The sequence below is a fragment of the Streptomyces pseudovenezuelae genome (assembly GCF_001513955.1).
GTDB classification, from domain to species: Bacteria; Actinomycetota; Actinomycetes; order Streptomycetales; family Streptomycetaceae; genus Streptomyces; species Streptomyces pseudovenezuelae.
Genome location: NZ_KQ948154.1, coordinates 43,378 through 63,302, shown reverse-complemented (window position 1 = coordinate 63,302; position 19,925 = coordinate 43,378). Strand labels below are relative to the sequence as shown.

The following is a 19,925-nucleotide window of genomic DNA, read 5'->3' as shown; positions in this document are numbered from 1 at the left end:
AGCAACAAGTAAGTACTTAAGGAGACGGACCAGTGGCCGACAACGCGCGCGCCAAGAGGCTGGCGGACCTCATCCGAGAGGTGGTGGCCCAGAAGCTGCTGCGCGGGATCAAGGACCCGCGGCTCGGCTCACACGTCACCATCACGGACACCCGGGTGACGGGTGACCTGCGGGAGGCGACCGTCTTCTACACGGTGTACGGCGGCGACGAGGAGCGGGCGGCCGCGGCGGCCGGACTGGAGAGCGCCAAGGGCGTGCTCCGTTCCGCGGTCGGGGCGGCGGCGGGCGTGAAGTTCACGCCGACGCTGACCTTCGTGGCCGACGCCCTGCCCGACACCGCCAAGACCATCGACGACCTGCTCGACAAGGCCCGCCAGTCCGACGAGAAGGTGCGCGAGGTCTCGGCGGGTGCCGCCTATGCCGGTGACGCCGACCCGTACCGTAAGCCGGGCGACGAGGACGAGACGGACGACGCCGCCGAATGACCGAGAAGAACCGGACGCCCGACGGCCTTGTCATCGTCGACAAGCCGTCGGGCTTCACCTCGCACGACGTGGTCGCCAAGATGCGCGGGATCGCCAGGACCCGCCGCGTCGGACACGCCGGCACCCTCGACCCCATGGCGACGGGCGTGCTCGTCCTCGGCGTCGAGAAGGCGACCAAGCTGCTCGGGCACCTCGCGCTGACCGAGAAGGAGTACCTGGGCACGGTCCGGCTCGGCCAGACGACCCTGACCGACGACGCCGAGGGCGAGATCACGGGGGCGGTCGACGCCTCGAAGGTCACCCGCGACGCCGTCGACGCCGGGATCGCCAAGCTGACCGGCGCCATCATGCAGGTGCCGTCCAAGGTCAGCGCCATCAAGATCGACGGGGTGCGCTCGTACAAGCGGGCACGGGAGGGCGAGGAGTTCGAGATCCCGGCCCGCCCCGTCACCGTCTCGTCGTTCGCGGTCCACGACGTCCGGGACGCGGTCGCCGAGGACGGCACGGCCGTCCTTGACCTGGTCGTGTCGGTGGTCTGCTCGTCCGGCACCTACATCCGGGCGCTCGCCCGTGACCTGGGCGCGGACCTGGGCGTCGGCGGCCATCTGACCGCTCTGCGGCGCACCCGCGTGGGCCCGTACAAGCTGGACTCGGCGAGGACCCTCGACCAGCTCCAGCAGGAGCTGACGGTGATGCCGATCGCCGAGGCCGCGGCAGCCGCCTTCCCCCGCTGGGACGTCGACGACCGCCGGGCCAAGCTCCTCACCAACGGCGTACGGCTCGACATGCCCGACGAGTACACGGGCGCCGGCACGGTGGCCGTCTTCGGTCCCGAGGGTCACTTCCTGGCGCTGGTCGAGGAACAGAAGGGCAAGGCCAAGAGCCTGGCCGTCTTCGGCTGACCCCCGAACGCGGGGGCACCGGGGCTGTCTGCCCGTGGAGCGGCGATCACGGGGTTGTGCCGCCGCTCCACGGTCCCCCCTCGGTTCCCCCACCCCTAGGGTGTATCCGCCGTCCCCCTTCCATTCACCCGCGCGGGCAGGCGCTCGGAGTGAACCGGGGGAGTGGAAGGGGGCGCGTTCACCACGCGATCTGTCCCGCTGATCACCGCACGCCTACCGTCGAAAACAGGAACGTGCGTACGGCGGGGAGGTTCGGCGATGACGGCAGGGGGTGACTCCGTCGGCACAGCGGCATCTCTCGCCGCCGGCACCGACGCGTCGGACCCGGGACCGGGGGACGGGGCCGCGGGCGGGACCGGCCGGGCGGCCCAGAAGGGACCGCGCGACGCCGGGAGCCCGGCCGGACCGGTCCACGGGGGCGAAGGGGTGCGGTCGGCGGGCCGGGGCCGTCGGTCGCGGCATGCGCGCGGAGGACCACCAGGTCCCGGGGCCGGTCCCTGGGCCGGGCGGGACGAGGATCTCGTGCGGGTCCATGACCTGGCCGGGCGGCTGCGCGGGATCGGCTTCGCGGCCGACCACCACGGCACCGTCGTCACCAGTCACGAGGCCGTCGACGGGTCGGCGCGGCTCGTTCTGCGCGCCGGTGACCGCAGTTGCGTGGTCACCTCCGGTGCCGTGACCCCGCTGCCCGAGCTGGATCTGGCGCTCGTCCGTACCGAGGGACTCGGCGTGCACCCGCTGCCCGTCTCCGTGCGGGACACCGTCGAGACCGGCACCTACGTCCGGCTCTTCGCCGGCTGCCGGCGCGAGGCCAGGGTGCTCGGTCCCGCGGCCGTGACCTACACCGCCACCGACCGCAGCCATCTCCTCGAAGGCGCACTGGAGTTGGCGATCGGCACCGCGGGACGGGACGCGCTGCGGCGGGGTGGCGGCGCCGCCGGAGGCCCCGTGCTCGACGTCGCCACCGGAGCGGTCGTCGCCGTCCTCGGCACCGCCCTGCACAGCGGCCACCGTGACAGCGGCTACGCGGTCCCGCTCGGCTCCGTCCGCACCGGCCCCCTCGCCGACCTGCTCGCGGAGAACGCCGCGACGGTCCCGGCGTACGGCGCCGACCTCAACCTCGCCGGGGTGCTGGAGCTGACGGCCACCTCGGTGGCGCAGGACGGCCCGCCGGGCGCACCGGGCGGTCACCCGGGCCGGGGAGACACCCCGGAGCCGGTCGAACGGGAGGCGGTCACCGGCGAGTTCACCGCCTTCACCGAGGGCCAGGCCCCCGTCCTCGGCCTCGTCGGACCGCCCGGCAGCGGCCGTACCACCCAACTCGCGCTCCTCGCCGCCCGCCGCCACCGCGGCCCCGACCCGGCTCCCACGCTGTGGCTGCGCGGCGCCGACCTGGCGGAGACCGACACCTCGGTGGCCGACGCGGTCCGCCGCGCCCTGGCCAGGGCGGCCCGGATCGTGGCGACCTCGGGCACCGTCCCCACCGACCTCGGCGAGCTCACCCCCGAGCGGCTGGCCCGGCTGTCCGGGGCCGCCGGCCGCCCCCTGTTCCTCCTCCTCGACGGCCCCGAGGAGATGCCCCCGGTCCTGGCACACCGCCTCGCCGAGTGGACGCAGGGCACGGCACGGTGGCTGGCGGAGACGGGAGCGCGGCTGGTGGTGGCATGCCGGGCGGAGCACTGGGAGCAAGCGGCCTTCCCGGAGGAGCTGCTGCACGGCGACCCGCAGGCGCACTTCCCGCCCTGCGTGCACCTGGGCGACCTCACCGAGGACGAGGCCCGCCGCGCCCGGGCCCGCTACGCCCTCCCCGACGGCGCGCTCGCCGCCTCCGACGCCCGCCACCCCCTCACCCTCGGCCTCCTCTCCGAGGTCCGGGCCGCCCTCCCGGACGCGATGCACGCCCCCGCGGACCGCGACCAGGTCTTCGAGGCCTACCTCGACCTCATGTGCCTGCGCATCGCGGTGCGGCTGGCCGGCCCGAGCGGTCTGCGCGGTGCCGCCGTGCGCCGGCTCGCCGCGAAGGTCTCCGGCCAGGTCCACGAGGCCGCCCGCCGCAGCCTCGGCCCCGGGCAGGGCGAACTGGACCGGGCCACGTTCGAGGCGGTGTTCCCCTGGGGCCGGGCCCCCAAGCGGCTCGGCGGCACCGGCTGGGCCTCCGCCGTCCTCGCCGAGGGCCTCCTGGTCCCGGCCGGCAGCGGCTACCGCTTCGGGCACGAGGAGCTCGCCGACTGGATCCAGGGCATGCACCTGGACCTGGACGAGGCCCTGCGCGCCCTGGTCCACCGCCGCCGCACCGGCCCGCAGTACCCCCTCCCCGTCCCGCACCACCGCGTCGGGCCCGTCGTACAGGCCCTGCTCCTCGTCGCCCGCCAGCAGGGCACAGCGCAACTGGCCTACCGGCTGGAGGAGTTGCTGCACGCGCTCGACGCCGACCCGCACTCCTGGTGGGCGGCCCGGCTGCTCACCGAGACCCTGCGAAGGGTGCCCGACGCGACGCCGTACACCGATGTCCTGCGGCAGCTCGCCGACCGTCTCGTGGCCCTGCGCCACCTGCGGGAGCCGGTCCCGAGCGCCTTCGGCCCCGCCTTCTGGACCGCCCTCCGGCTGTCGCCGGGCACCCGCTTCGACCTGCTCCGCCGTCTCGTTCTCGCCGACGGGCCGCCGCACGAGCCCGGCCCCCGGTTCCTGGACACCGTCGCGGAGCTGCTCGCCGCCGACCCCACCGCCGTACAGCCGCAGCTCACCCGCTGGTTCGACGACGAGCGGCCGCTGCCCGCGACCCCGCACGCGACCGTGGCGAAGGCCGCGCAGGCGCTGCTGCACACACACCGGACCCGGGCCCTGGACGACCTCACCGAGGAACTCGTCGGATGCGCGCACCGGCGGGCCGACGAGCTGCTCGCCGTGCTGGCCGAGGAGGAGCCGTCGGCGGTGTGCCGGGGCGTGGACCGGTGGGCGCACGACGCGCGGCCGGCGCGGCGGGTGGCGGCGGTGGCGTACGGACTGCGCGCGGCCCCGCACGTGCGCACCGACGCCGACCGCGAACTCCTGCGCTACGCGGCCCTCGCCCTGCTGGCCCGCCCCGAGGACTGCACCCTGCACGCAGGCGCGCTCGCCCTGCTGGTCCGCGATCCCCGCACACGTGCCCGTCATCTCCCGCAGGCGCTAGGGCACTTCGCGGCCGGCGACCCGCAGTTCCCGCCGAGCGCGCTGGTCCCCGCGCTCGCCACCGACCCCGAACCGGTCCTGGACGCCTTCCGGGAGCGGCTGCGGCGACCTGACGCCGGGGAGGCGCTGCGCGCGCTCGCCGACGTCACCACGCCCGCCCTCGCCCGCCGGGTGGCCGACCTGGTGCGCGAGGCGGTGGAGCGGCGCCCGGAGACCGCCGGGGACGTGGCCGCGTACGTCGACCGGCGCCTCGACCAGGGCCCCGCCGCCCGCGCTGTGCTCCTGCCGCTGGTCACCGGCCTGCTCGACGGCGGCCCGGAAGGCGTACGGGCGGCGCTGGCCACCGTGCTGGCCGGACCGGGCGCCCCCGTCTCCCGCCCGCTGCGCGAGGAACTCCTCGACCGCCTCCTGGACCACGAACGCGAGCCCGCGGTGCTGGGCGCCCTGCTGCCCGCGGCCGCCGCCCGTGCCGACGCCGACATGCGCGAGCTCGTCCACCGCATCGGTCTTCTCCTCGTCCGCACCCCGGACGGCGCGACCCGCTTCGACCGCGGCCTCGTCGACCTCGGCCGGCATGTCCCCGGGTTCGCCGCGCTGGTGGCCGGCTGGCTCACCGATCGCCCGCAGGAGTGGGCCGCGGTGGTCGGCCCCGGCACCCGGCGGATGATCGAGAACCTGGCGGGGGCGCGAGTCCCCGCCTGACACCGTGGAATCCGGCGGGTGCGGGGAACACCCGTGCCCGCGTGCGTCGGGTCACAGCCCCCATGCCGATGCGAGCGACGGGCACGCGGCATGGCACCCTTAGACCTGCATAAGTCTTGAGAGTCAATACGGACACGGGTTCGACGAGGAGCGGTCACAGTGCAGCGCTGGCGTGGCTTGGAGGACATCCCCGAGGACTGGGGGCGCAGCGTCGTCACCATCGGTTCCTACGACGGGGTCCACCGCGGGCACCAGCTGATCATCCGGCATGCCGTGGACCGGGCGCGCGAGCTGGGCGTGCCCTCCGTCGTCGTCACCTTCGACCCGCACCCCAGCGAGGTCGTCCGCCCCGGCAGCCACCCGCCGCTGCTCGCCCCGCACCACCGCCGCGCCGAGCTGATGGCCGAGCTGGGCGTGGACGCGCTGCTGATCCTCCCCTTCACCACGGAGTTCTCGAAGCTCTCGCCCGCCGAGTTCGTCGTCAAGGTCCTCGTCGACAAGCTGCACGCCAAGGCGGTCGTCGAGGGCCCCAACTTCCGCTTCGGCCACAAGGCCGCGGGCAACGTCGACTTCCTCGTCGAGCAGGGCAAGACGTACGACTTCGAGGTCGAGGTCGTCGACCTGTACGTGTCGGGCACGGCGGGCGGCGGCGAGCCGTTCTCCTCCACCCTGACCCGGCGTCTGGTCGCCGAGGGCGACGTGGAGGGCGCCGGGGAGATCCTGGGCCGCCCGCACCGGGTCGAGGGCGTGGTCGTCCGCGGTGCCCAGCGCGGGCGGGAACTCGGCTTCCCGACCGCCAACGTCGAGACCCTCCCGCACACCGCCATCCCCGCCGACGGCGTGTACGCCGGCTGGCTGCACACGCAGGGCGAGGCGATGCCGGCCGCGATCTCCGTCGGCACCAACCCGCAGTTCGACGGCACCGAGCGCACGGTGGAGGCGTACGCCATCGACCGCGTCGGGCTCGACCTGTACGGGCTGCACGTGGCCGTGGACTTCCTCGCGTACGTGCGCGGCCAGCAGAAGTTCGAGTCGCTGGACGCGCTGCTCAAGGCGATGGCCGTCGATGTGCAGCGGTGCCGTGAGCTGATCGCGGGCGCGGACGTCTGATCAAGGGCATGGAAAGGGGGCCGGCACCGTGAAGGTGCCGGCCCCCTTTCCATGGGCTACTGCTGCGGCGGCCGGCCCGCGTTCGGGTCGTACGGCGGCTGCGGGAACCCGGGCTGCGGCTGCTGACCGGGCTGACCGGTCTGCCACGGCTGGCCGGGCTGGGCGCCGGGGAAGCCCTGGAACGGCGGCTGGGCGGCCGGCGGCTGCTGGGCCTGCTGCTGGCCCGGCATCGGAGGAGCCATGGTCGGCGGCTGGTGGCCGCCCTGCCCCGTCCACAGTCCCTGCTCCTGCTGGGCCCGCACGAAGTCCTCGGCCACCATCGCGGCGAGGTCGAAGTACGCCTCCCGGACCTTGGGCCGCATCATGTCGAGGTCGACCTCGGCCCCGGCCGCCAGGTGCTCGTCGAACGGTACGACGATGACGCCGCGGCAGCGCTGCTCGAAGTGGGTGACGATGTCCTCCACCTTGATCATCTTGCCGGTCTCGCGGACCCCGGAGATCACGGTGATGGACCGCGAGACCAGGGACGCGTACCCGTGCGCCGACAGCCAGTCGAGGGTCGTGCTGGCGCTGCTCGCGCCGTCCACCGACGGCGTCGAGATGATGATCAGCTGGTCGGCGAGGTCCAGGACCCCGCGCATGGCGCTGTAGAGCAGACCCGTACCGGAGTCCGTGAGGATGATCGGGTACTGGCGGCCCAGCACGTCGATCGCACGCCGGTAGTCCTCGTCGTTGAACGTCGTGGACACGGCCGGGTCGACGTCGTTGGCGATGATCTCCAGGCCCGAGGCGGCCTGGGACGTGAACCGCCGGATGTCCATGTACGAGTTGAGGTACGGGATCGCCTGGACCAGGTCGCGGATGGTCGCGCCGGTCTCGCGCCGCACCCGGCGGCCGAGCGTGCCGGCGTCCGGGTTGGCGTCGATGGCGAGGATCTTGTCCTGCCGCTCGGTGGCGAGGGTGGAGCCGAGGGCGGTGGTCGTGGTCGTCTTGCCCACGCCGCCCTTGAGGCTGATCACCGCGATCCGGTAGCAGGACAGTACCGGGGTGCGGATGAGGTCCAGCTTGCGCTGCCTCTCCTGCTCCTCCTTCTTGCCGCCGAGCTTGAACTTCGACCCACCGGGAGTGGGACGGCTGCTCTTCGCCTTCTGCTTCTTGCTGTTGACCAGCCGGTCCGAGGTCAGCTCCACCGCGGCGTTGTAGCCGAGCGGCGCGCCCGCGCCGGCGACCTGCTGCCGCTGGTCGTGCTGGACGGCCGCGGGCCAGGCGGCACCGGTACGGGGGTCCACGCCCGGCTGGCCGGGAGCGCCCGCGTACGGGTTGGGGTGCGGCGCCTGCGGCTGCTGTCCCGGCTGGGCCGGGGGCATGGGCTGACCGGGCTGCGCCGGAGCCTGCTGCTGGGGCTGGTCCGGGGCGGGCGGCTGCGGATAGCCGTATCCGCCCGGGGCGGGCTGGGGCGCCTGCGGGAAGCCGTAGCCGCTCTGCGGGTTCTGCGGCGCGGGAGGCTGCGGGAACCCGTACCCGGCCTGCGGGTTGGGGGGAGCGGGCGGCTGCGGATAGCCGTAACCGCTCTGCGGGGGCTGCGGCGCCGGAGGCTGGGGGGCCTGTGGAAAGCCGTAGCCGCTGTGCGGGTTCGGGGGAACGGGGGGCTGCGGGTAGCCGTAACCACCCTGACCCGGCTGGCCGTCGGGCTGCGGCGGGGTGGCCGGCCAGCCGGAGGGCGCGGGCTGCGGTGCCTGCGGCGGGGCAGCGGCGACCGCCGACTGGGCGGGCGGGGGCGGGGTGCCGGGCTGCGCGGCGGGCGGCTGCGGCTGGCCGCCCGTCGTCCACTCCGGGGCAGCGGGCGGGGCCGTGCCGGAGTCCGCCGAGGCGAACTGCGGCGGGAGCGGCGGGACGGCACCCTGCGGCGGCGCCGGGGGCCGCCAGCCCTCCTGCTGGGCGTCGGGCTGCTCGGGTGCGGCAGGCTGTGCCGCCTCGGGCTGTTCCGGAGCGGCGCTCGGGGCGGCCGGGGCCTGCTCCGGTACGGCCGGCTGCGCCACCGGGGCGTCCGGCGCGGCGGCCTGCGGCTCCGCGCCTGTCTCGGCGGCACCGGCGGAGGACTGGGCCGGGGCTTCCGGTTCGGCGGTCTCGGCGCCGGCCGGGGGCTGCGGGGTGTCCGCGCCCTCGTCCTCGGAGCCGGACGCGGATGCCGCCTCGCTCGGGGCGGGGGCAGCCACGGGGGCGGCCGGTGCGGGGGTGTCACCCGTCTCCTGGGACGCCTGCGCAGCCTCGCCGGTAGCCGACGGCTCGGGCGCGGTGGGCGCGTCCGGCGACGGGGCAGCGGGGGGCTGCGGGGCGCTCGGCGTCGTAGCGGCGGCGACTGGGGTGTCGCCCTGGCCTGCCGTGTCCTCGCCGGTCGACGGCGCGACGGCGTCGGAGCTGTGCTGGGCGGCGGGCGGTCCCGGGGGCGCGGGGGCGGGGGCCACCGGGGCGGCGGGCGGCGTGGGAGCGGTCGGCGGAGCGGGCACCGTCGACGCCGCGGGAGGCGCGGCAGCCACCGGGGGAGCGGGCGGCGTGGGAGCGGTCGGCGGAGCGGGCACCGTCGACGCCGCGGGAGGCGCGGCAGCCACCGGGGGAGCGGGCGGCGGAGCCACCGGCGGCACCGGCGCGGGAGGAGCGGGCTGCTGCGGGTAGCCGTAGCCGCTCTGGGGGTTCGGGGGCCCGGGCGGCTGGGGGTAGCCGTAGCCGCTCTGCGGGTGCGGAGGTGCGGGCGGTTGCGGATAGCCGTATCCGCTCTGCGGGTGCGGGGGAGCCGGCGGCTGCGGGGCCGTGGGGTTTCCCGCCCACGGCGGCGGAGGCGGCGGAGTCGCACCGGGCGCACCCGCGGACGGGTCGAACTGCGGGCCGGGCACGGGGGCCGACGGTGCGGAACCGGACGTATCGGGGTAACCGGGGTGCGGTGCGGGCGCGGCGGGGGCAGGGGTGGGCGCGGGAGGCTCCGGCTCGGCCTCCGGCGCCGCGCTCTGCGTGTACCAGGCAGGAGCGGCGTAGTCGATGGTGAACTCGCCCGTCATCTCGGTGGCGGACTCCGCGTCGGACTGGTCGTCGCTGGGCGTGGTCCAGCCCGCGCGCAGCCCGTCCCGATCGCTCTGCACAATTCCTCCTGGTTGGTCGAGCACCCTCGTGCCGTGTGGGCACTCATGTGCCGGGCTGGGGGCGACCGTTCCTGTGGTCCGATCCGACTGAAGTCCCCTGGACGCGAACAACCCACCCGTGGGTTCTTGGGTCGCACCCGCATCAAGCGTAAACGCCACAGGCCTCGGCGGGGCAGGCCCGTCCGCTGTGCGCTCGCGCGCGACGGAGCGGTGCCTGCCGTGATGTCGCCCTTGTGACGGTTGTCTGTCTCTCGAAGCCCGGGGCGGTCGACTCGGTCACGGCCGGGACGGGGCCCTCGCGCGCATTGCGGCCGGCGCGCTCGCTCCGCCTACTCCGCCTGCTCCGTGGTGAGTCCGCCGTCGCGCGGTGCGGACTCCAGGTCGAACTCGCCGTCGCGCGCGCCCAGTACGAAGGCCTGCCACTCCGCCTCCGTGTAGCGCAGCACGGTCTGCGGGTCCAGGGAGGACCGCATGGCCACCGCGCCCTCGGGGAGGTACGCGATCTCCACGCGCTCCTCGTGCTCCTCGGTACCGGGTGCGCTGTGCCACTCGACACCGGAGATGTCCAGGCTGTACAGCTCGTCCCGTTCCCGCGCCTTTCGCGCCCTGACGTCCTCGTCCGGTGTCTTTGCGGCGATGTCGTCCGCGTCAGTCATGGTCGGCGGGCCCTTTCTCATGAGCGAACCTCGTGCAGGAGCACCCTACTTGGCCTGGGCCCCCTCACACGGCGCAACGGTTCGGTCACGAACTCGTGTGAGGGGCCGGGGCCTTGGCCGCGCCACGGGCCCGCCCGTCAGTCCATGCGGCGGGGCGCCCCGAGGAGCCCGGTCTCCGCGTCGGTGGGCTGGGTCATCACGTACTGCCGGTGCTTCTGCGTGCACCACAGGGCGACGTTGTCGGAGAGGGACGACAGGGAGGCGGCGTCGCCCTGGGGCAGGCGCATCGACCTGCCCACGACCTCGGACTCCTGCGGGGAGATCCGCTGGACGCCGACGATGTCCGCGTTGGCCAGCAGCCGCGGCGCGGTGGGGCCGAGGTAGGGGAGCAGGGTCAGCACCGACTGCCAGGGCGCGGTGGTGAGCCGGCTGCGGGGCGGGCGGATACCGAGGTCGCGGATGATGAGCACCGGGCTGGCCGGGGACGGGCCCTGCGGGGCGATCCGCCCCACCTGGTGCACCGTCACGCACTGCTGGCCGCCGCCGGCCGCCTGCGCCATCGGCGCCCACAGCTGCGGACGGGCCGTCTCGACGGCCACCCGGGCGCCGATCGCCGCCGCGCGCAGGGCGATGACCTGGGCCAGCCAGGTGCCGCCGACCAGCACCATGTCCAGCCGGGTGGGGCGGCACAGGCCCAGCACGGCGGGCTGGTTGTCCGGGTCGATGCCGAGGATCAGGCCGTCGTCACCGACCGGCAGGGTCAGCTGCGCCAGCACGTCGGCGTCGACGAGGTGACGCTCACGCCGGGGGCCGAGCAGACCGAAGGCCGCCCGCAGTCGCCGTTCGGGACCGATCCGGGCGGGCTCGGGGGAACGCGGCAGATGCCCGGGACGCTGTCCTGGGAAGCCCGGGGTGGACGATCCGAAACCGGAGCGGCCCGAGGGACGCATGGTGGGCGTGGACATCAGCGGGTACCTCCCAGCGGCAGGGTGGCCAGAACTCCGGGCAGCTGCTCACGGTCGAGCCGTACGAGACCGACCTTGAACGCGGACGCCGCCCGCTCCAAGTGCTCGGCGGCCTCTCCCAGTTCGTTCTCACCGCGGCCGGTGAGGCGGACGTGCCCGGACAGGGCCAGGACGCTGCCCCGCCGCCTGCTGATGGTGAGTGAGAAGGTGCTCGCCAGGGTGGGCGCGGAGGTCAGCGCACCGACCAGCCGGGGGAACGCCGGTCCGCCGCCACCGAACTGCGGCCACTTGGAGACCCAGTACGTGGTGTGCAGCCGGTCGTCGCAGCGCCAGGTACGGGTGGTCTCGGCCGTACGGCGGCCCGAGCGGCTGCCGTCGAGGGCGGCACCGCCGGTGGTGGCCATCGGGTTGACGCAGGCGGAGGTCGCGATGGCGCCGCAGATGTCCGACTCGCTGAGCACCTTGGCCTGCATGCCGGCGCCCATGAGCCGGCTGGCCAGCTGGTCGGCGACCCGCAGCAGCGCCCGCCGGGCACCCTGCATACCGCCGCCGCGCGCCTCCACGGCCTCCGGGCACAGCTCCGGGTCGAGCTTGAGCGCGACCCAGGTGATGCGCAGCCCCGGCGTCATGCTCTGGGCCTGCAACGGCCCGTACGAGCGGACCGCCATGGCCTGCGGGGGCAGGTGCGGGGCGGGCGCGGGCTGGGTGTGCTGGACGATCTGGACCGAGGCGAGCCGGATGTCGTCCACCTCCAGCAGGCCCTGCAGCAGATCGAGGGGGATGTCCCCGGTGCCGTAGGAAGGACGCAGCGGGGTGTCCGCGGCCTGCACCTGGACCAGCGCGGTCAGGAAGGTGCCGTCACCGAGCATGCCGATCTCGCGCTGCTCGCGGTCCTGGAAGCTGTAGGTGCGCAGCGCCGGGTCGCACTCGACGGCCGGGGCGAAACCGGGGTCGGTACCGGGCGGCACCGGCTCGGCGTTGCGCTTGCGGCGGTCGCGGAGCGCGCGGGCGGTGCTGAACCACTCGGGCAGCGGGCGACCGCGCCGGCGCAGCAGTCCGGCGAGGACCAGCGGAACGGCCAGCACGATGCCGACGGTGAGACCGATGGGGCGCAGCAGCCAGCCGATCAGCAGGACCGCGGCGGCCAGCTCGAAGCCGATCAGCTGCTGGACCCGGATGGGGCCGATGCTGCCGGGGCGCCGGGCGAGCGACGGCGAGGCCGGACTCGGGGGTGTGGACGGCTGTGCCGGTTCCGGCACCTGCCCCGGCCCCTGGTTCTCCTGGGTACGACGGCTGCCGTTACGGCGCCGGGACCTGGTCGCAGTGCTCATCCCCCGGTACAACCCCTTTGCATTGTCTGGCCGCGACTCGAGCTGGCGGCGGATCACCGTACCCCGTACCGTACGGTGCGATCGTCACACGGCATAGTAGAGGCCCCTGCAGGAGCAAACGCCACGGAGTACCGGGCGGCCCTGGGGAGTTCCGCATTCGGCAACAAAGCGAAATAACGGGGAGTTGACCCATCGATGGCGACACGTCGGGATGAGCTGAACGCTTACTCCTTCGCGCGCAGGCGCACGGTGGCGGCGTTTCTTCAGCCGTCTCCGCACGGTTCGGAAGAGGCCGCGCCGCGCCCCCTCAAGACGGTCCTGCCGAGTCTCGGTGTGGCGGCGCTGGTGCTCATCGGGTTCGGCGCCTGGGGCATGCTCAGCCCGACCGCGCCGAAGGGCTGGGACAGCCAGGGCAAGAACATCCTCGTCGGCAGCGAGTCGACGACGCGCTATGTGCTGGTGAAGACCAAGGGCGAGAACAAGCTCAGCCTGCACCCGGTCCTCAACCTCGCCTCCGCCAGGCTCCTGCTGAGCGGCGAGAACCCCCAGGTCATGAAGATCAAGGAGTCGGTGCTCGACAACAGCAAGTACCCGATGGGCGCGACCGTGGGTATTCCGTTCGCTCCGGACCGGCTGCCGTCCGCGTCGGACGCGGAGACGGTCAAGACCTGGGCGCTGTGCCAGTCCCCGGGCCAGGACGGACAGCCCATCAGCGCGACGTACGTGCTGGACAAGAGCGACTACGGCAAGCTGCTGCACACCAAGAGCGAGCTCAACCAGCGCCAGGTGCTGTACATCGAGGGCCCGAAGGACCCCAGCTCGCTCAGCGGGAACGGTCCGCGCTACATGGTCACCGCGGACGGGAGCGCCTATCTGATCGGCGGCAAGGCCTGGCGGCTCGCCAGCAAGAACTCGCTCCAGGACATCGAGCGGGCCGTGTTCGGCGACGGCAAGCAGCCGCAGAGCGTCAGCCCGGACTTCCTCAAGACGCTGAACATCGCGGGAGACCTCGTGTTCCCCAACATGGCGGACCAGGCCGGGGCGGACGCGAATGTCGAGGGACTCGCTCCCGAACTGTCCAAGGTGGGCATGATTCTCGAGGCCGGTTCCGGCGCCGGGAAGCAGAAGTACATCGTGCTCAAGGGCAAGGTCCAGCCCGTGTCCGAGTTCGCGGCGCAGATGTGGATGCGCAGTCCTTTCATCAGCTCCGTGTACGGGGGCCGGACGCCGGCGGCGGTGGAGGTCGGCTTCAACGACATCCATCCGGAGACCGGCGAGTGGATGGACGAGATGCGCTGGCCCGACCAGCCGGTGGTGCAGGCCAACACGTACTGGGAGCCGGGCGGCAACAAGATCTCGTGCAACGTCTGGCACGGCGGCCAGAAGAACGAGCGGACCGGCTTGCCGATGATGACGGTGTGGTCCGGCCAGGACTACCCGAAGGACCTCTCCCAGAGCGGTTCCCGTACGTACGTCTCGCCCGGCAGCGGCCTGCTGTTCAAGCGCCTGACGGGTGCCGACGCGGGTGGCGGCAGCACCTTCCTCGTCACCGACACCGGTCTGCGCTACTCGGTCCCCGCCACCAACGACAGCCAGGTCACCGGCGGCGAGAAGGTCGAGGGCCAGCAGAACACCAACACCGCCCAGGTCAGGCTCGGTTACGGCAAGATCAAGCCGGTGCCGGTACCGGCCGCGTGGGCTGACCTGCTGGCCGCGGGACCGGAGCTCAGCAGCGGCAACGCGGAGCAGGCGCAGGGGTCTTAGAGGGTCGTAGACGGGTGTCCACCCGCAACGAGGGCTCTGCTCCAGGCCGGTCGGCCCGGGGGAGGGCCCTCGTGGTGTCTCCGGGTGCATTCCGGGCGGTTTGCGAGCGGTTCGCGCGGTGGGTTCGGGTGTCCTGCCGGAGTGCGGCGGGCCTTACATCACGCGCGTCGCGCGCGCGTAGCAAACATCTTGTGAAAAAGGTGAGTTGAGTTCATCGCGATCTTGCTACAGAACCCTTCGGATGTTCGTTCTGTCGGCGGATGCGTCTAGAGTGGTGCCGGACCAGACTGGGTACGCCTGCCGCCTCTCGGCGGCGGTGGTCCGAGTGCGGGTCTACTCAGAACTCCTACGTCTCATGGGGGACACAACATGGCTGGACAGCAGTTCACCATGACCGAGGAGGAGATGGTCGCGTTCAGCGGCAAGATCTCCTCGGTCAACTCCTCGATCCAGGGCGAAATCTCCCGCCTGCAGACCGTGATCGACACGATCACGGGCGGCTGGAAGGGCTCGGCGGCCACCGCGTACAACAACCTGCAGTCGCAGGTGAACCAGGATGCCAACAAGATCAACCAGATCTTGAACGACATCAAGGAAGCGATCGACCAGAGCACCAAGTCCTACGCCGCCTCGGAAGAGGAGCAGCGCGCGTCCATCCAGAACATCGCGGCCTCGTCCCCCTTCGGATGATCGGACCCGTGCGCCGCTGCGCACGGCCGTGACCGACCATCCACACATCCGAGGAGACATAGAAGAGATGTCCGGGCAGATTCTTGTAAATTTCGCCACGATCTCCCAGGCCGCGCAGGACGTCCGCAGCACTGCGGGCAAGATCCGTACGCAGCTTGACGAGCTGGAGAGCGGCGTCAAGCGCATCTCCGCCAGCTGGGAAGGCTCGGCGCAGGAGTCCTACCGCGCCAAGCAGGCCGAGTGGGACCAGCGTGCCGCCTCCATGCAGCAGACGCTGGAGGCCATCGCCAAGGCGCTCGACAGCGCCGCCCAGAACTACCAGGCGACCGAGTCGAAGAACGCCCAGATCTGGGGCGGCTGACGTGATCGCTTGATGGGGGCGGGTGTGCGTTCGCGCATCCGCCCCCATCGGCGGTTCACGGGGCGTATGGACTTTTCGGCTCATAGCAGGTTCATGCGTCCCGTACAGAAACAAAACGGGAGGACGTAAGACAGTGGGATCCGGGGCATCGCGCGTCGCGCGTCGGAGCGCCGCAGGCACCGCCGCCGTGGCGGTTCTGGCCTGTGGGCTGCCCTTGGCGGGGGCCACACCGATCGCCGCCGCCGAGCGCGTGCGGACCACCTTGACCGACGACGACGTGCGCTTCCAGGTCGACGACACCAGCTGCTCGTTCCCGTCCGACATCATCAAGGGAACGCCCTGGTCGCTGCAGCGCGTGGTCCTCGACCAGCTGTGGCAGGACACCAAGGGCAAGGGCGTCAAGGTCGCCGTCATCGACACCGGTGTCGACACCGTCAACGCCCAGCTCAAGGGCGCCGTCGCCAACGGCACGGACTACCTGCACAAGGGCGGCACCGGCAAGACCGATCCCACGGTGGGCCACGGCACCAAGGTCGCGGGGATCATCGCCGCCCGCAAGCTCGACGGCACGGGCTTCATCGGCCTCGCTCCGGAAGCGACGATCATTCCGATCCGTCAGAACGACGACCAGGGCAGCGGCAACGTCGGCACGATGATCAAGGCGATCAAGTACGCGGCCGACGCCGGCGCCAAGGTCATCAACATCTCGCAGGACACCGCCTCGAAGATGGACCCGGTCGTCGACACCGCCTTCCGGCAGGCCATCAAGTACGCGCAGGACGAGAAGGATGCCCTGATCGTCGCGGCGGCCGGCAACGACGGCGCGGACGGCAAGGTCAAGGAGACGTACCCGGCGGCCTATCCGGGCGTGCTGGCGGTCGCGGCTTCCGACCGCAACAACGCCCGTGCCCCCTTCTCCCAGTCCGGCCCGTTCGTGGGTGTCGCGGCACCGGGCATCGACATGGTCTCGACGGTCCCGGTGGGTGGCAACTGCGTCGACCAGGGCACGAGTTTCGCGGCGCCGTACGTCTCGGGTGTCGCGGCCCTGATCCGCGCCAAGCACCCGGACTGGAACTACAAGCAGGTCATCACCCAGATCGAGCAGACGGCGGACCGGACCAAGGCGGGCCGCGACGACTTCGTGGGCTGGGGCGTCATCGACCCGGCGGCCGCGGTCAACGACGACACGACGACGCCCTCGGCCGACGGCCCGAAGCCGGACTCGGCAGGCCCCGCGGGCGACTCCGCCGACGTCCAGGCCGCGACACTGGTCCTCGGCGAGTCCGAGCAGCAACGGACGGAGCGGTACGCGCTGTACGTGGTCGCCGCGGGGTTCGCCTTGGTGCTGCTGCTGTTCGGGGGCGGCCGGGTCCTGAGCGACTGGCGACGCAAGCAGGGTGTGGGTAACAACGTGGAGTCAACGGGGAGCTGAGCATGGCTGAAGAAGTAAGGGTCGATCTCGACGAGCTCGAGAAGACTGTCACTGCACTGAACCGAGTCCTCGGTGATCTCGGCAAGGCGGACACCGACTCGAAGACCAACACCTACCTTCCGGCAGGTGCCCTGGGAACGGGCTTCGACGAGGCGGAAAAGCTCGCCAGCGCTCACAACGAGATCAAGACGTATATCGAGGATGCTGTGAAGTACCTCAATTCCGTCATGGACGAGTTCGGCCAGAAGACGAAGTATGCCCACGGGGCTTACCAGGATTCTGACTACGACGCCCAGGCGAGTTTCCCCAACGCGGGAAAGCAGTGATCCATGAACATGGTGATGGCTGAGGTGCGAATCAACGAGGGGGCACAGGGGCATGGCTGAGAGCGACGGTCAGATCGACTACGACTACACCGAGATGAACATGTGCTTCAACGAGAAGCACACCACGCCCTTCGCCGGCGGCAAGGACATGGACGAGATGAAGGCCATGGTTCAGCATGCCAAGCCTGAACTCGTCTCAGGCGTGGCCAAGGGCTGGATGGGACTGTCGACACAGCTGGCGAGCATCCAGTCGGAGTTCGAGAAAGAAGTGGCCCGCATCCAGGAACACTGGAAGGGGGCCGCAGCCGACAGGTTTGCTGCCAAGGCCAAGCAGGTCAGCAAGAGCATCAGCGACACCGCTAAGTACGCCAGTCACACCTCGACGGCGATGGCGAACGCGGGCCACACTCTGGGCCTCATCAAGCCCGAAGTCATGGCGATGGAGAAGCCGAGCAAGCTTTCCAGCGCGATGAACAGCCTGGGAGACGGCTTCACTCGCAGCGACGATGGCCTCAAGAAGGACCTGGCTGCTGGAAAGGGTGCCCAGGACGCCCTCAACGCGAACGAGGACGACCTTTCGGCGGGCCGGGAAGCGCAGCTGAAGATGGCTGCGAAGATGGAGACGTTGGGGGCTTCTTACAACTCTCAGGCCAAGGCTATCGGGTCGTGGCAGAAGAGGCCTGGCGTGGGTGACGAGTCCGACTACCCGGGTGATCCCGGTGGAATCGCTCCTACGCCGGTAATCATGCCGACGGCACGCTCACCCCGCAGCCCCCAGAATGTGTCATCAGGTACAGCTCGGACCGCCGGGACGAGCACCATCAGTACATCGAAGCCTGTGACTCCGCCTTCAGGTGTCACTGGCGGGGCGCACAAGCCGACTGTGCCGACCGGCAACGTCGGTACAGCGATTGACGGTATTGCAGGCGGTCGCACCGGAGGGCCCACGGTTGGTGGCGTCGGTGCGGTTGGCGGCGGAACTGCTGGTGGCGGCGGCTTCGGAGGGGGTGCTGGCTTTGTTGGCGGCGCGGTCGGTGGAGCGGCTGGCGCCAGCGCAGCTCGCGGCGGCATGATCGGCCGTGCCGCCGCAGGCGCTGGCACCGGCGGTATGGCAGGCCGAGCCGGCGCTGGTGGTGTTGGCGGCGCGGGTGCCGCCAAGGGCGCGGCCGGGCGGGTCGGAGGCACGGCTCGAGGTGGCGTAGTCGGTGGCACGCCCAAGTCCGGTGCAGGCGCTGGTAGGGGCACTGCCGGAGGCTCGGGGCTGCACAGCAGTCGCGGCGCCGCGGGGAAGGGCGCGAGCGCTGTCCGCAAGGGCGGCATCGCAGGCGCTCCCGGCTCGCGTACTGGGCGACGCAAGGAAGACGAGCAGCGCGAGGGCGAGCGTCCCGACTACCTCGTCGAGGACGAGGAGACCTGGACCCCCCAGACCAACGTGGCGCCCCGCGTCATCGAGGAGTAAGTCACGCGGCTAGCCGCAGCTGGTAGGAAGGTGCGGGGACGTGCACGGCAGCGTCCCCGCACTGACCTTGGAGAGGACACACGGATGGGCTTCACTGCGGTACTTCGCTCGGTGACTTGCGGTGCAACGGTCAGTGCGCTGCTTTTTGCTGCTGCTCCGCTTGCGGCGGCGGATCAGATTAGGGAAGACCAGTGGGCGCTGAAAGCACTCAATGCCGAATCCGCCTGGAAGATTTCCAAAGGCGGTGGCGTAACGGTTGCCCTTATCGATGATGGCGTCAACGCTAGTCATATCGACCTTCAAGGAAACGTCCTCGCGGGAAAAGACTTTATGGACGGGGGGAGCCCCACCCCAGCTGTTGGTGATGATCACGGCACAGCGATGGCAGCAATCATTGCTGCGCATGGCCATGGCGCAAACGATGGCGTGATCGGGTTGGCGCCCGAGGCGAAGATTCTACCCATTCGAGAGTTCGGTACGGGCGGGCCCGGTATGGATGTATCCATTCGATATGCAGTCGATCACGGTGCCTCTGTAGTCAACGTTTCGCAATGCTTTGACTCGAGCTCTCAAGAAGATGTGGATAAAGTCTCTGAGGCGGTAGCTTATGCGTTGAGCCATGATGTGCTGGTTATCGGTGGCGCGGGGAACGATGGCAACTCAAGCAAGTGTTATCCAGCGTCGGCTCCGGGCGCGCTGGGCGTGGGTGCCGTAAAGAACGATGGGCAGATCTGGGAGAAGTCAAACTCTGGTTCCCAAGTTTCCCTGGTGGCTCCCGGTACCAACATTGTCTCGGCAAAAGGGACCGGCAGTACGTATGTCAGCGGGAATGGCACGTCCGACGCAACTGCCTTCACCTCGGCTGCTGCTGCACTCTTGCGTTCAAAGTTTCCTGACTTGACAGCAGGCCAGATTGCCAATCGTCTTGTAAAGACGGCAGTTCTGCCCGACGTCGAGAAGGGGTTGTCTCTTCCGGACAAGAGCTACGGCTATGGCATTATTCAGCCCGTCGCCGCACTGAAGGATGACATTCCTGTTGGCTCAAAGTACGGTCCGCTTGTCGTTCCGGAGTCGTTGAAGGGCAAGCCGGCCGCTTCTAGCCCCAACGCCGCCGACGCAGAACAAGAAAAGGCTGACAACAAAGCCATGCTCATCTGGGCTGCCATCGGTGCCGTGGGCCTTGCTGTTGTCGGTCTGATTGTTTTCCTGGTCGTCAGGGCGTCCAAGCGGAACAAGAACAACAGGGGCGGCCCTGGTGGCCCCGCGAGTCACCCTCAATACGGCCAGCAGCCCGCCGCACCGCACGAGAACCCGTACCAGCAACCCGCCCCGCCACAGCCGAACCCGTACCAGCAGCCCTCGCCGCCCCACAGTCAGTGGCCGCCGCAGCAGTAGCCGGGAACGGCCTGGATCGTTAAAACGGGCGGGGCGCCGGTGAGC

15 protein-coding genes are annotated in these 19,925 nt (G+C 71.3%); 11 read left to right on the top strand and 4 right to left on the bottom strand.

Going from position 1 to position 19,925, the window contains the following annotated elements; all coding sequences use genetic code 11:
- Positions 1-32 precede the first annotated feature (32 nt).
- The 4 genes from rbfA (at position 33) to AQI94_RS38870 (ending at position 6,367) form a co-directional block, all read left to right on the top strand.
- Positions 33-485 (top strand): 30S ribosome-binding factor RbfA, encoded by a 453-nt coding sequence (gene rbfA, locus AQI94_RS38885; RefSeq protein ID WP_007385054.1) that lies wholly within the window; start codon positions 33-35, stop codon positions 483-485.
- On the top strand, positions 482-1,387 hold the full coding sequence (gene truB, locus AQI94_RS38880; protein ID WP_031052661.1) for a tRNA pseudouridine(55) synthase TruB: 906 nt from the start codon (positions 482-484) through the stop codon (positions 1,385-1,387). The genes rbfA and truB overlap by 4 nt, the downstream gene beginning before the upstream one ends.
- Positions 1,388-1,909: 522 nt before the next feature.
- Positions 1,910-5,257, top strand: a complete 3,348-nt coding sequence (locus AQI94_RS38875; RefSeq protein ID WP_062230246.1) for a trypsin-like peptidase domain-containing protein — start codon at positions 1,910-1,912, stop codon at positions 5,255-5,257.
- A gap of 159 nt (positions 5,258-5,416) precedes the next feature.
- Positions 5,417-6,367 carry a bifunctional riboflavin kinase/FAD synthetase gene (locus tag AQI94_RS38870; protein WP_031053955.1) on the top strand — a complete coding sequence of 317 codons (951 nt, stop codon included), beginning with the start codon at positions 5,417-5,419 and terminating at the stop codon, positions 6,365-6,367.
- Between the two features lie 56 nt (positions 6,368-6,423).
- Here the strand turns inward: AQI94_RS38870 and AQI94_RS38865 are convergent, their stop codons facing one another.
- The 4 genes from AQI94_RS38865 to eccE form a co-directional block, all read right to left on the bottom strand.
- The gene (locus tag AQI94_RS38865) at positions 6,424-9,501 is read right to left on the bottom strand and encodes an SCO5717 family growth-regulating ATPase (protein WP_062230243.1); all 3,078 of its coding nucleotides are present in this window, start codon (positions 9,499-9,501) and stop codon (positions 6,424-6,426) included.
- Positions 9,502-9,830: 329 nt separating this feature from the next.
- Positions 9,831-10,157, bottom strand: a complete 327-nt coding sequence (locus AQI94_RS38860) for a DUF397 domain-containing protein (RefSeq protein WP_031049996.1) — start codon at positions 10,155-10,157, stop codon at positions 9,831-9,833.
- Positions 10,158-10,294: 137 nt separating this feature from the next.
- Positions 10,295-11,122 (bottom strand): hypothetical protein, encoded by an 828-nt coding sequence (locus AQI94_RS38855; RefSeq protein ID WP_031049994.1) that lies wholly within the window; start codon positions 11,120-11,122, stop codon positions 10,295-10,297.
- Positions 11,122-12,453 carry a type VII secretion protein EccE gene (gene eccE, locus AQI94_RS38850; RefSeq protein WP_031049990.1) on the bottom strand — a complete coding sequence of 444 codons (1,332 nt, stop codon included), beginning with the start codon at positions 12,451-12,453 and terminating at the stop codon, positions 11,122-11,124. Before eccE ends, AQI94_RS38855 begins: the two co-directional genes overlap by 1 nt.
- Positions 12,454-12,648: 195 nt before the next feature.
- On the opposite strand from eccE, the gene eccB reads away from it, so the two are divergent.
- The 7 genes from eccB to AQI94_RS43675 all read left to right on the top strand — a co-directional run bounded on the left by eccB (position 12,649) and on the right by AQI94_RS43675 (position 19,880).
- Positions 12,649-14,217, top strand: a complete 1,569-nt coding sequence (gene eccB / locus AQI94_RS38845) for a type VII secretion protein EccB (RefSeq protein ID WP_031049988.1) — start codon at positions 12,649-12,651, stop codon at positions 14,215-14,217.
- A 369-nt stretch (positions 14,218-14,586) separates the two neighbouring features.
- Complete coding sequence (locus tag AQI94_RS38840) at positions 14,587-14,907, top strand: WXG100 family type VII secretion target (protein WP_031049986.1); 321 nt, start codon at positions 14,587-14,589, stop codon at positions 14,905-14,907.
- A gap of 67 nt (positions 14,908-14,974) precedes the next feature.
- Entirely contained in the window at positions 14,975-15,268 is a 294-nt protein-coding gene (locus AQI94_RS38835) for a WXG100 family type VII secretion target (RefSeq protein WP_007385065.1), read from the top strand.
- Between the two features lie 187 nt (positions 15,269-15,455).
- Positions 15,456-16,700: a type VII secretion-associated serine protease mycosin gene (gene mycP, locus AQI94_RS38830; protein ID WP_078902822.1), complete on the top strand. Its 1,245-nt coding sequence runs from the start codon at positions 15,456-15,458 to the stop codon at positions 16,698-16,700.
- A 2-nt stretch (positions 16,701-16,702) separates the two neighbouring features.
- Positions 16,703-17,026 carry a hypothetical protein gene (locus AQI94_RS38825; RefSeq protein ID WP_031049980.1) on the top strand — a complete coding sequence of 108 codons (324 nt, stop codon included), beginning with the start codon at positions 16,703-16,705 and terminating at the stop codon, positions 17,024-17,026.
- A gap of 52 nt (positions 17,027-17,078) precedes the next feature.
- Complete coding sequence (locus AQI94_RS38820; RefSeq protein ID WP_062230241.1) at positions 17,079-18,485, top strand: PPE domain-containing protein; 1,407 nt, start codon at positions 17,079-17,081, stop codon at positions 18,483-18,485.
- Positions 18,486-18,569: 84 nt separating this feature from the next.
- Positions 18,570-19,880 carry a S8 family serine peptidase gene (locus AQI94_RS43675; RefSeq protein WP_078902609.1) on the top strand — a complete coding sequence of 437 codons (1,311 nt, stop codon included), beginning with the start codon at positions 18,570-18,572 and terminating at the stop codon, positions 19,878-19,880.
- Positions 19,881-19,925: the final 45 nt, after the last annotated feature.

What these genes read in the sequence shown, in the direction of transcription:
- truB (WP_031052661.1), top strand. Translation starts at nt 482, where the DNA reads ATGACCGAGAAGAACCGGACGCCCGACGGCCTTGTCATCGTCGACAAG.
- AQI94_RS38860 (WP_031049996.1), bottom strand. Translation starts at nt 10,157, where the DNA reads ATGACTGACGCGGACGACATCGCCGCAAAGACACCGGACGAGGACGTC.
- AQI94_RS38855 (WP_031049994.1), bottom strand. Translation starts at nt 11,122, where the DNA reads ATGTCCACGCCCACCATGCGTCCCTCGGGCCGCTCCGGTTTCGGATCG.
- eccE (WP_031049990.1), bottom strand. Translation starts at nt 12,453, where the DNA reads ATGAGCACTGCGACCAGGTCCCGGCGCCGTAACGGCAGCCGTCGTACC.
- eccB (WP_031049988.1), top strand. Translation starts at nt 12,649, where the DNA reads ATGGCGACACGTCGGGATGAGCTGAACGCTTACTCCTTCGCGCGCAGG.
- AQI94_RS38840 (WP_031049986.1), top strand. Translation starts at nt 14,587, where the DNA reads ATGGCTGGACAGCAGTTCACCATGACCGAGGAGGAGATGGTCGCGTTC.
- AQI94_RS38835 (WP_007385065.1), top strand. Translation starts at nt 14,975, where the DNA reads ATGTCCGGGCAGATTCTTGTAAATTTCGCCACGATCTCCCAGGCCGCG.
- AQI94_RS38825 (WP_031049980.1), top strand. Translation starts at nt 16,703, where the DNA reads ATGGCTGAAGAAGTAAGGGTCGATCTCGACGAGCTCGAGAAGACTGTC.
- AQI94_RS38820 (WP_062230241.1), top strand. Translation starts at nt 17,079, where the DNA reads ATGGCTGAGAGCGACGGTCAGATCGACTACGACTACACCGAGATGAAC.
- AQI94_RS43675 (WP_078902609.1), top strand. Translation starts at nt 18,570, where the DNA reads ATGGGCTTCACTGCGGTACTTCGCTCGGTGACTTGCGGTGCAACGGTC.